This is a genomic window from Protofrankia sp. CiT1 (assembly GCF_917627335.1).
Taxonomy (GTDB): domain Bacteria; phylum Actinomycetota; class Actinomycetes; order Frankiales; family Frankiaceae; genus Protofrankia.
The window spans coordinates 1-12,174 of sequence record NZ_CAKJTP010000051.1 but is presented as its reverse complement, the minus strand read 5'-3'; the positions used below and the strand labels follow the sequence as shown (position 1 = coordinate 12,174).

The following is a 12,174-nucleotide window of genomic DNA, read 5'->3' as shown; positions in this document are numbered from 1 at the left end:
CCATCGCCGCTGCCGTCCCCGGACCCGTCCCCGGGGCCATCGCCGGGGCCGGTGGCCAGGGGCCGCGGCCGTGACCACAGCAGGAGATCCCCGACGATTCCATCCCGGGATTCGAGCGGGAGCCGGCGGGCGTCCCGTTCCGCGCCGGTCGGGCCGACGACCGCCACCACCTCCGCGGTGTTCTTGGCCTGGCCGGCCCGCCGGACCAGGCCGGCGGTGGCCCTCGGCAGCGCGTCTATGAGCTGGGTCAGCAGTTCGCGGACCTCATCCTCGGCCGACAGCGTGGCGGCGAGGCCGGGGGCGAGCAGCCGTGCCGGCCGCTGGAGGTCCGCCGCTGGCCGCCGCGGTGGGCGCCCGGGGGCCTCGAGGCGGTCGCCGCGGCGACCAGCGCCCTCGACGGGAAGGTCGAGCCGGAACCACACCTTTTTACCGGTCCGGTCGTGTTCGGTCCCCCAGGCGGTGGCGAGGGCGTCCACCAGCGCGAGGCCGCGACCGTTCTCCCGCAGACTGTCGATCTTCCTGGCCTGCCCGCCGCCGGTGGCCTCGTCGGGCGTCGCCAGCCAGTCGGAGCCGGCAGCGGTCGACACGCCACCCAGCGTCGTGGGATGGCGGTCGCTGACCGTGATGGCGAGTTCGGTGGCGTCGTACCGGAGGTCGACCGTCGCGTCGGTGCCGGCGTGCATGACGACGTTGGTCACCAGTTCGGTCACGAGCAGCAGAACGGTGTCGATGAGGTCAGGGTCGACACGGCCGTGCAGCGCGTCCACTATGAACCGCCGGGCCGACCGTGGCGAGTCGGTGGCCGGCGGAAGTGTGAGGGTGCGGCGGAGCCCCTCATCTCCGGGCACGGGAGGCATGCCGGTCAGTGTCTCCTGTGTTGTCCAGCTCTGGGGGATTGGCTGTGCCCAAGGCCGCGCGATGTCGGGACGTGTCGGTCAGGCAATCGGGTACCGGGCATGCGCATGGGGATCCGCCGATATCCACCCAGCGGACTTTGGCGGATACTGGCGGCGAGTAGCACCGGATACCCGATGAACGGCTGCCGGACCGTTCCCGTGGTTGACCAGACGTGAGTGATTCCCGCGGACGCGGGTTTGGAGGGCTTCATCATGACGATGGTGTCGGAAACCGCGCCCGTGGACGACCACCTCTTCAGCGATTTGCTCGATGCTCTCACCGCGTTGTGCGAGGGTGACTTCTCGGTCCGGCTGGGAGAACGGGCCGGCCGTGGCGCACCGCTGGCACAGCGTTTCGACGAGCTGGCCGGTGTCCAGCAGCGGCACGCGCTCGAGCTGGAACGGGTGAGCAAGGTGATCCGGCGGGACGGCCGGTTGACCGAGCGCATGGCCGATCTCGGCTTCGAGGGCGGTTGGGCGATGTCGAACCAGGCGGTCAACTCCCTCATCGATGACCTTGCGCGTCCGACGCACGAGGTCGCGCGGGTCATCGCGGCGGTCGCGGAGGGTGACCTTTCGCAGCACATGGCGCTGGAGATCGCCGGTCAGCCGGTACGGGGTGAGTTCCTGCGGATCGGTACGACGGTGAACACCATGGTGGACCAGCTCTCGTCCTTCGCCGACGAGGTCACCCGGGTCGCCCGCGAGGTCGGTACCGAGGGCAACCTGGGCGGCCAGGCGCGGGTCAAGGGCGTGTCCGGGGTGTGGCGGGATCTCACCGAGTCGGTGAACTCGATGGCGGGGAACCTGACCAGCCAGGTCCGCAACATCGCCCAGGTGACGACCGCGGTGGCACAGGGCGATCTGTCCCAGAAGATCACTGTGGATGCCCGGGGGGAGATCTACGAACTGAAGTCGACCGTGAACACGATGGTCGACCAGCTCTCGGCATTCGCGGACGAGGTCACGCGGGTGGCCAAGGAGGTCGGTACCGAGGGCAAACTGGGCGGCCAGGCCCAGGTCAAGGGCGTGTCCGGAGTGTGGCGGGATCTCACCGACTCGGTGAACGTCATGGCCGGCAACCTCACCACCCAGGTCCGCAGTATCGCCGAGGTGGCGGCCGCGGTGGCGCGCGGCGACCTCACGCGGCAGATCACCGTCGACGCCCGCGGTGAGGTCGCCGGTCTCGCGCACACCATCAACACCATGGTCGACCAGCTGTCATCGTTCGCGGCCGAGGTGACCCGGGTCGCCTGGGAGGTCGGTACCGAGGGCAATCTGGGTGGCCAGGCTCATGTGCGGGGCGTGTCCGGGGTGTGGCGGGATCTCACCGAGTCGGTGAACTCGATGGCGGGGAACCTCACCGCGCAGGTCCGCAACATCGCCCAGGTCGCGACGGCGGTGGTGCGCGGCGATCTGTCACAGACGATCACCGTGTCGGCGCAGGGTGAGATCGCCGAGTTGAAGGACACCGTGAACACGATGGTCGACCAGCTGTCGTCGTTCGCCGATGAGGTCACCCGGGTGGCCCGGGAGGTCGGTACCGAGGGCAATCTGGGTGGCCAGGCTCATGTGCGGGGCGTGTCCGGGGTGTGGCGGGATCTCACCGAGTCGGTGAACTCGATGGCGGGGAACCTCACCGCGCAGGTCCGCAACATCGCGCTGGTGACCACGGCGGTGGCCCGCGGTGACCTGTCGCAGAAGATCACGGTGTCGGCGCAGGGTGAGATCGCCGAGTTGAAGGACACCGTGAACACGATGGTCGACCAGCTGTCGTCGTTCGCGGACGAGGTCACCCGGGTGGCCAAGGAAGTCGGTGTTGAGGGCAAGCTCGGGGGCCAGGCAACGGTCGACGGGGTGGACGGTACCTGGAAGGCGCTCACCGACAACGTCAACCAGCTCGCCTCCACGCTGACCACACAGCTGCGGGCGATTGCCGAGGTGTCGACCGCGGTCACTCGCGGTGATCTCACCCGCTCCATCACGGTGGAGGCCGAGGGCGAGGTCGCCGAGCTCAAGGACAACATCAACCAGATGATCGCCAATCTGCGGGAGACGACCGACAAGAACGCCCAGCAGGACTGGCTGAAGTCGAACATCGCCCGGATCGGCGGCAAGATGCAGGGCCAGCGTGATCTGTACGCGGTCTGCCAGATGATCATTAGTGAGATGACCCCGGCGGTCGGTGCCCAGCTCGGTACGGTCTACTTGCTCGATTTCATCGAGGGCGACAAGCTGCGACACGTCGCCGGCTACGGTTCGGCGCCGCGTAAGCGCTCCGACGGCACGTTCCTGTTCGGCGAGGGACTCATCGGCCAGTCCGCGGCGGAGAAGAAGCGTATCCGGGTGGAGCAGGTCCCCGCCGGCTACCTGCGTATCCGCAGCGGCCTCGGGGACGCGCCACCGAGTGATCTCGTCGTCACCCCGGTGATCTTCGAGGATCAGGTACTCGGCGTCATCGAGCTCGCCTCGTTCAGCACCTTCTCCGAGCTGCATCTGCATCTGGTCGACCAGCTGGTCGGCACCATCGGCGTCGTCCTGAACACGATCATGGCAAACGCGCGGACGGAGGAGCTGCTCGCCCAGTCCCAGCGGCTCACCCAGGAGCTGCGCTCGCAGTCGGTCGAGCTCCAGCGCACCAACAACGAGCTGGAGGAGAAGGCCGCGCTGCTGGAGGAGAAGAACGGCGAAATCGAAATGGCCCGGATCGGCCTGGAGGAGAAGGCCGAGCAGCTCGCGCTGTCATCCCAGTACAAAACGGAATTCCTGGCGAACATGAGTCACGAGCTGCGCACACCGCTCAACAGCCTGCTGTTGCTGGCGAAGCTGCTGGCTGACAACCCGGAGGCGAACCTCACCGCCAAGCAGATCGATTTCGCCGAGACGATCCACTCGGCCGGCTCGGAACTGCTCGGGCTTATCAACGACATTCTCGATCTCTCGAAAGTCGAGGCCGGCAAGATGGCCGTGGAGGCCGCGACGGTCCGTACCATCACTCTCTGCGACGCGGTCGCGCAGGTATTCGGCCCGATGGCCGAGGAGAAGGGCCTGTCCTTCGAGGTGACCGTCGCGGGTGATGTCCCGGAGGAGTTCGTCACCGACGAGCAGCGCATCCAGCAGGTGCTGAAGAACCTGTTGTCCAACGCGGTGAAGTTCACCGATGCCGGGGAGGTGCGCTTGGACGTGACGGTCGCCTCGGCCGATGTCGCCTTCACCACGTCGGTCCTGTCGTCCGCGCCGGTCGTGCTCGCGTTCAGCGTTTCCGACACCGGTATCGGGGTGGCCGCCGACAAGCTTCTTATGATCTTTGAAGCGTTCCAGCAGGCGGACGGGACGACGTCGCGGCGCTACGGCGGCACCGGGCTCGGGCTGTCCATCAGCAAGGAGCTTGCGAGGCTGCTCGGCGGATCCATCGGCGTCGCGAGCACAGTCGGTCTGGGCAGCACCTTCACGCTGTACGTCCCCTCGGTGATGCCGTCCGAAGTGCTTCCGTCGACCAGTCCCGGAGACAGCGAGGAAATCATCATGCTCGCCGAGACCGGCGGGGCGGCAGGGCGCTGGCGGCTGGCTGACAAGGCGACGATCGTTGCCGGGACGCCGCCCACCGGCGTTCGGCCGGCTATCGGTGGTGGCGGCGCATGGACACCCGGGCTGGCGGCGTTCCAGTTGTCGGGCGTCCGGGTACGTGGCTCGTTCCGCTCCGACGCGGACACCGACCCGGCGGGCACGCCGTTCCTCACCGAACTGCCCGCGGAGCTGGGCGGCCCGGCGGTGACGGTGGGCCTGGACGAGTCCGACCCGCTGGCCGGCTCGGCCGTACTTGTCGTGGACGATGACGTCCGCAACGTCTTCGCGTTGACCAGCGCCCTGGAGATGCGCGGAATGCGGGTTCTGTACGCGGATAACGGCCATGACGCGATCCGGCTGCTCCAGCAGGAGGGCTTGTCAATTGATCTTGTTCTGATGGACGTGATGCTGCCTGGGCTGGACGGGAACGAGACCACGACGGCGATCCGGCAGATGCCCGCGTTCGCCGCTCTTCCCATCGTGGTGCTGACCGCCAAGGCGATGCCGGGGGACCGGGAGAAGAGCTTCAAGGCCGGGGCGACTGACTACATCACCAAGCCAGTTGATCTTGACCATCTGCTCGACACCATGCGGTCTCATCTGTAGTCCCCCAGAGGCTGAGCGAGGCTCCCCGGTGGCGGCGTAGCGATCACGGTTTTCCGCGGTTTCCCCGGGCCGCCGCCCGGGGAGCGCCGGGCCTGTCAGCGGGGTGCGTCGGAGCGGGTGAGGCAGGGATGAAAGGCTGGCTCCCCCGGGGACATCCGGCGTCCTCCGACGGTCTCATTGCGGTTGGCTCGGTTCGGTGATACTTCCACCGAGCGAGGCCGGTGGCATCGGGAAGTACGGCGGAAGTCATTTGTACCGTTGAGCTCGAAGCTATGCCCCGCCGGCGGCGCGGCGTGAAGGAGGATGCGGGCGGTGACTGAATGCAAGAGTGATCATACGGACACCGGGAGCGGCGAAGACGCACATGGCGCGGAACGCCCGCGCAGCAAGATCCTTTTGGTGGACGACCGGCCGGACAACCTGATGGCCCTCGAGGCGATCCTCGCATCCCTCGACCAGGAACTGGTCACCGCGGGCTCGGGCGAGGAGGCGCTCAAACGTCTCCTGGTGGATGATTTCGCGGTGATTCTGCTCGACGTCCAGATGCCGGGGATGGATGGTTTCGAAACCGCTCATCGCATCAAACAACGTGGCCGGACGCGGGACACGCCGATCATCTTCCTCACCGCGATCGATCGGGAACCGCACCACGCCTTCCGCGGCTACGCTGTCGGCGCGGTCGACTACATCGCCAAGCCCTTTGACCCATGGCTGCTGCGTGCGAAGGTCACGGTGTTCGTCGAGCTGTTCGAGAAGAACGAGCGGGTTGCGGAGCTTGCCCGTGCCCGGGTCCGGGACTTTGATCTGATGGCTGAGATCGTCGAACGGCTCTCCGCCCTGGAGGTCCTGCTGGAGGGGGTCTCCCCGGGCATGCCCGAGGAGACCATCGCCGCGGCCGCGGCAGAGGTTCGCGGCCTGGTGACGCGGCTGGCGCCGTTCTCCCGGCCGGGTGCCGTCGGCGAGGCTGGTCTCTGACGCGGATCGGTACGGCTTGTCCGGACGGGACAGCCGCTTTTCCCTCCCGTCCGGGCCGACGGCCGGTTTCGCCGGAGCCCGGACGGGACGTTTTACGCGGCGTGCGCGATCGCCGAGACCGCTATCGGCGCAGCGGCCTGGAAAGATCGTTGATGCGTGCCCACCGGCTGGCGGTCAGGCCTGCACCGCTCCTGGCCTGCCGTTCTCGATTGCCCACGTGCTGTACTGGAACACGTCGGAATCCTGCTTGGTGAAGTCCCGCACGGCCCGCAGCTCCGCCGTCCAGACATCGCGGTTGATTGTGGACAGAATATACCCGCGGTAGTCGGATTGGAACTGCTTGATGTGCGGGTTCAGGGGGAGGGCGTTCCTGATGATTGTCGGGAACGGCGCCGGGAGAACCGAGCTGATCGCCGTGCCGACGAGCTCGGTCCCGACCACGGGCGAGTCCGGGTCACGGAAGTCCGTATGCAGGTCGTTGACGAGGAACGCGTGGATGTCGCCGGTCAGCACGACCGGGTTGGAGACCTTCCGGTCGTGCATGGCCTGCAGGACCGTGCGGCGCTCGGCCGCGTAGCTGTCCCAGAACTCGCTCCAGAAGTGGAGCGGGCCGGGGGCGAGGTCCAGCTGGGCCATCAGGATCTGCTGGACAAGCACGTTCCACCGCGCGCCCGCGTTCGTGAATCCCTTCAACAACCAGTCACGCTGCGGCGCGCCCAGGATGCTCCGGGCCGGGTCCTGGTTCTCGGTGCAGCTGACGATCTGTCCGCTGTTGACACCGTTGCTGTTGCACGCGTGAGCGTCGCGGTACTGGCGGGTGTCAAGGATGACGAACTCGGCCAGGTTGCCGTAGCGCAGCCGGCGGTACAGCACGTAGTCGCGGCGTACTCGGTTCGGGAGCGGCATGTGCTCCCAGTACGCCTGGTAGGCGGCGGCGCGACGCGCCAGGAAGATATTTTGTGGTTCGTTATCCTGGTTTGTCTGACTGGTGTAGTCGTTGGCGACCTCGTGGTCGTCCCAGGTCACCGCCCACGGGTGGGCCGCGTGCGCGGCCTGGAGGTCCGGGTCCGTCTTGTACTGCGAGAGCCGCAGCCGGTAACCAGCGAGGTCCTTCGGTTCCGGGCACGCGTGCAGCCGGGGGCGGCCGGGCTTCGGATTGGGTTCGTAGATGTAGTCCCCGACGTGGAAGACGACGTCCAGGTCCTGCTGGGCGATCTCCCGGTAGGCCGCGTAGTAGCCCTCCTCGTAGTTCTGGCAGGAGACGTGCGCGATGGTCACTTCGGAGACGTTGCGGCCCTCGCCGGGAGCGGTGCGGGTGTGCCCGATGGCGCTGCGCTCACCGGCTACTTCGAACGCGTAGTAGTAGTCGCGTCCCGGCAGCAGGCCGTCAACCTCGACATGTACACTGTGTGACCATTCGGGTTTGGCAGGTGCTTCTCCGCTACGGATCACACGGGTCAGGCGGTCGTCAGCGGCAAGGATCCACCGCACCTGGTAGGAGCGGTTGGGCATGCCGCCGCCCGGCTCCAGCGGTGACGGCGCGAGCCTGGTCCACAGGACGATTCCGTGCGATGTCGGCTCTCCGGATGCCACGCCCAGCGTGAACGGGTAGCCGTTGATCCGAGGGACGCCCGCGCGCGCGGCTGGCAGTGACGCGGTCGCAATTCCAGCCGCGGACAGCCCGGACGCCACGAGAAAACCGCGGCGTGCCAGGTTCGGATTGATCGAGTCAACAGATTCCATAGCCCCCTCCAGGACGCAACTTCGCTATCTACGGAATGGCGTGCGGGACGGCCTTTCTCGCACATGGACCGGCCGGCCCCTGAGCGGCGCGGTAGGCCGTGACGGGCGAGCGGGCCAGCTCAGTGCCTCTCGGATTTCAGCACCGTGCGCTGTCCGGGTGGTAAACGGATCGAAAATCGTTAACAAAAGATAAATCAATGAAGGTGGGTTCAGTGAAAAAAGACTTCGCCGTGGCGTGCGATTGCTTTTGTTGATGGATCGATTGGGCAAAAGAATGCACGAGCGCGGCTGGCTGATTGCCGGCCGGTGGTTGTTTCGCGGTAGCTGTATGTGATCCACTGTTCCCGTGGAGGCCGCCGCCGGTCCATCCGTGGTGCTGCGTGTTTCCGGCTGTGATTGATATTTTTTGATCATGCTACAGCCGTGCTGATTTGCTGATCGGCGGTATGCGGCTGTAGCAGCCCGCTGGTCCTGCGCTTATAATCCGGGCGAACACGTTGATCGATGTGCCGGCCTGACTCGTTGATCAACCTCGTGGTCGATGTTCGGGGGCGGTATGGGATATCAGCTGGGAGTTGACCTGGGCTCGGCCAACACGGTGGTCGCCGCGATCGACGACGGCTGGCCGCAGATCTTGGCTCTCGGTGGCGGAACCGACGTTCCGACCGTCGTCTACGCATCGCCCGATGGCGAGATTCAGGCTGGTCGGGCGGCCGAACGCCGCGCGGTGGCCGATCCGGGCCGGGCTGCCCGCGGTTTCCCGCGACGGGTGGGTGATCCGACGCCCGTGCTGCTCGGTGAGGCTGCCTACACCCCCGAGGCACTGGTTTCACGCCTGGTCGACTGGGTCGTCGCCGCGGCCACCCGATTGCGCAAGGCGCTCCCCGACCACGTGGTCGTCGCCCATCCGGCCAGCTGGTCGCGGTTTCGGTGCGAGCTGTTCGCCGAAGCCGTCGGCCAGGTTGACGCCGATGTCCCGATCACGGTGTGCTCCTCCGCCGACGCTGTTGGCGCGCTGCTCAACCGCCGGAGCGCGCCGGCCCCCGGGGCGTTCGTGGGCATCTACGACTTTGGCGCGGGCTCTTTCGAGGCCGCGGTGCTGGCCACGATGCCCACCGGATTCCAGATTTCCGGTACCCCCGCCGGGATCACCCGCGCTGGTGGCATGGAAATCGATGACATCGTGGTGGCCCATGTACTGCGAAAGCTTGGTGGCGCCGCATCCGGTCTCGACCACGCGGATCCCGTGACGGCGGCGGCGCTGCGCCGGTTACGCTCTGAGTGCGCCCAGGCAAAGGAGATCCTCTCCGAGGACGATGTGGTCGATGTCCCGGTTGGCCTGCCACCGGTCGGTGGCGTGGGCATGCCGGAGTCCGTGCGGCTGACCCGGGACGAGCTCGAGTCCCTTATCCGGCCCATGGTGGACGACACGGTCCGCGTGCTCGAGCGCGTACTGCGGTCGGTTCCGGCGACATCCGCGGATCTGTCCGCGCTGCTGCTGCTCGGCGGCTCGGCTCGGATCCCGCTGGTCGGCCGGGTCCTTGCCGAAGCGTTCCCGGACGCCGGAAGACAGGAGATCGGCTCACCTGGTGATGTCGCCCTCGGCGCGGCGCTCATTGCCGCGCGGGGCGCGCGCCAGGCCGTACCCCCACTGCAAACAGTCATCATCGAGCCGCCGGCGCTGAGTGTCCCGCCAGCGCTGAGTGTCCCGCCGGTTCCGCGGACCTCGCCACCGGTGATTCCGTCGATTGTGGGCAGCCGGCCCGGTGGAGCCCCGTCGTCGCCGAGCGTACCCGTTGCGGTCAGCGCGCCGCCGGTGAGCACCGCGCATGCGCTCCCGGTTCCAGCCCGGGTCACGCCGGTTGAGTTCGCCGACGCGGCGCATGCGGGCCGCCGGACGAAAAGTCGTCCGTTCGCCGGCTTTGTCAGCACCCGACGCGGGATTGTTTCGGTGGCGGCTGCCGTTCTTGTCCTGATCGCGGCCACAACGGCTGGACTTGTCACGGCCGCCGGTGGCGGTAATGGGCCGCTCCCGCTCCCTTCGGCCGGGGCGTCGGCGGTGGGCCAGGGCCAGGCGGTGGCCCCGCCAGGCGAGCCGTCGGTCCGCGCTGAGAACGTCATTCTCGCCTCCGGCTCCAGCGAGGTCGCACCGATCACCGAAACTGCTTACGCGCTGTTCCGACAGCAGCAGAGCGGGGTCGCGGTCCGGGTGGAGGCAACATCCACCGACGACGGATTCACGCGTTTGTGTCAGGGTAAGATCGACATCGCTGGTGCCTCCTTCGCGTTGAACACCACCTTCAAGGGCGATCCCGGCTGCGCGGATCGGGTCGCCGAGTTCGAGATCGCCCACAACACCCTGCCGGTCATCGTGAACCCGCAGAACACCTGGGCGCGCTGCCTGACGCTCAGTCAGCTCACGAACATCTGGAAGAAGGGCTCGACAGTCACCAGCTGGAACCAGATCGATCCGAGCTTTCCCAACGAGCCGGTGAAGCTGTTCGGCCCAGCGCCGACGTCCGTCCACGGCCAGGTCTTCAACCAGGAGGTGAACGGGGCGAGCGACAACGTCCGCGGGTACCGCGCGGTCGAGCTGGAAAGCGTGGCGCAGAACGTCGCGCAGGACAAGAACGCGCTGGGCTTTCTTGATTTCCCGACGTTCGAGACGTACGGCGGCAAGATTCGTGGCGTGGAGCTGGACAACGGCAGCGGGTGTATTTCGCCGTCGGTGGTCTCCGCCGGGACCGGCACCTATATCCCGTTGTGTAAACCGCTCTATCTGTATGTAAGCAAGGAAGCCCTGCGCAGGCCGGCCACGGCCGCGTTCGTCAATTTCTATGTGCGTAACGGCCAGGACATCGCGTTCAGGTCCCATGAGGTGCCGCGGAACAACGAGACGACAACCGCCAACATCAACCTTGCCGGCAAGCTCACCGCGGGGGTCGGCCCGGTCGTGGCGTGAATGTGCCCGGCGGCGGCGTGGACTGCCCGCGATACCACCGCCCTGGCGGTATCGCGGGGCTGAACGGCTGCGTCTGCCGGCTGCTGGGGACCAGGGGCTATCGCGGGCAGGGGTCGGAATAGGGCAGCCGCGGTACCCACCGTCGCCACCCCTCGGGGTCCAGCCGGAAACGTGGATCCGCGCAGGCGGCTTGGGCGAGGGTGTCCGGATCGGTCGACAGCACCCGCAGATCGCCGTCCGCGCCACCGGCCGCGAACGCGTGTCCGTCACCGGACACCGCCAGCCGGCTGACAGCGGTGGTGCTCCGGCTCATGAGCCGGGTCAGTTCGACGGGTTTCGCCGTGGTGTCCCAGAACACGATGGCACCGTCGGCGCCCGCGGATACCAGCAGGCCATCCGTGCCGAACGCGGCACCGGTGACGCGGTTGGAGTGGACCGCCAGGACGCTGACTGCCAGCGGTTTGGTGGGGTCTGACAGATTCCACAGCCGCAACGTGTTATCATCACCGCCGGTTACCGCAAGATGTCCGTTCCGGTTGAAGGCCACTGTCACGACCGCACCGACATGCCCGGTCATGGTGGCGATCTGTTGTGGCTGCCCGGGGCTGGCCAGATCCCACAACCGCACCGTCTCGTTGACGGCCGCGGTAGCCAGCAGCCGGCCGTCCGGGCGCAGCGCGATGTCCGTCACCAGCCCGCCACGGTTGGTCAGGAACGTCAGTGATACCGGATGCCGTGGATCGGCGATGTTCCACAGCCCGACCGTCCCGTCCGCGCCCGCCGTCACCAGCAGTTTGCCCGTGGGGTCGAACAGGAGCCGGACGACCGGGCTGATGTGTCCGTCAAGCCGGCTGGGCTGCCCGCTTGCGTCCGAAGCGTTGCCCTCCCACATCCGGTCGGCCCAGAGCCGGGCGGTGTTGTCGGCGCCGCCGACCGCGAGCCGGCGGCCGTCCGCGCTCAGCGCCACGCCGTTTGCCTGCCCGGTCATCTCCGGGCCGAGGTCGGCGGTCAGAACCGGTTTGCGGCGATCGCTGAGATCCCATAACCGTACCCGCCCGTCGGCGTCGGCCTCGGCGAGCGCCCGGCCATCGGCGTCCCAGGCGACATCGAGTACCTTCGCGCCGCGCTGGGGCAGTGACACCGCGGATGTGGCGACGAACGACGCGACCATGGCGCGCCGCGCCTCGGCTGTCGGCGCGATCCGGTATGCGGCAACGGCGAGCTGGCCGGCCAGGTTCGGGTCGCCCTGGCGCCTCGCGCTCGCCTCGGTCGCGAGCTGTCGGGACACCGCCGCTCGGTCGGTGCCCGGCTGGCCGCTGTTCTTGCCCGCAACGACGACAGCCAGGACGCACGCCGCCGCGATCACCGCCGCGAGGAGACTGAGCCGGCCTGGCCCGCGCCAGCCGCCCCCGCGCCAGCCAGGTG

6 protein-coding genes are annotated in these 12,174 nt (G+C 67.7%); 3 read left to right on the top strand and 3 right to left on the bottom strand.

The genetic code is table 11. The features are described from left to right. A partial coding sequence (locus tag MJ785_RS10815) for an ATP-binding protein (RefSeq protein ID WP_239380645.1) occupies positions 1 to 857 on the bottom strand: 857 nt, incomplete at its 3' end. A gap of 252 nt (positions 858 to 1,109) precedes the next feature. Between MJ785_RS10815 and MJ785_RS10810 the strand changes: the two genes are divergently transcribed. Then, positions 1,110 to 5,069: a HAMP domain-containing protein gene (locus MJ785_RS10810; RefSeq protein WP_239380644.1), complete on the top strand. Its 3,960-nt coding sequence runs from the start codon at positions 1,110 to 1,112 to the stop codon at positions 5,067 to 5,069. A 312-nt stretch (positions 5,070 to 5,381) separates the two neighbouring features. Next, positions 5,382 to 6,044: a two-component system response regulator gene (locus MJ785_RS10805; RefSeq protein ID WP_239345529.1), complete on the top strand. Its 663-nt coding sequence runs from the start codon at positions 5,382 to 5,384 to the stop codon at positions 6,042 to 6,044. A 174-nt stretch (positions 6,045 to 6,218) separates the two neighbouring features. Here MJ785_RS10805 and MJ785_RS10800 read toward each other — a convergent pair whose 3' ends face one another. Beyond that, complete coding sequence (locus tag MJ785_RS10800; RefSeq protein ID WP_239345533.1) at positions 6,219 to 7,787, bottom strand: alkaline phosphatase; 1,569 nt, start codon at positions 7,785 to 7,787, stop codon at positions 6,219 to 6,221. 556 nt (positions 7,788 to 8,343) lie between these two features. Here MJ785_RS10800 and MJ785_RS10795 point away from each other — a divergent pair. Next, the gene (locus tag MJ785_RS10795) at positions 8,344 to 10,749 is read left to right on the top strand and encodes an Hsp70 family protein (RefSeq protein ID WP_239380643.1); all 2,406 of its coding nucleotides are present in this window, start codon (positions 8,344 to 8,346) and stop codon (positions 10,747 to 10,749) included. Between the two features lie 97 nt (positions 10,750 to 10,846). On the opposite strand, the gene MJ785_RS10790 is transcribed toward MJ785_RS10795, so the two are convergent. Further along, on the bottom strand, positions 10,847 to 12,174 hold a 1,328-nt coding region (locus MJ785_RS10790; RefSeq protein WP_239380640.1), incomplete at its 5' end, for a WD40 repeat domain-containing protein.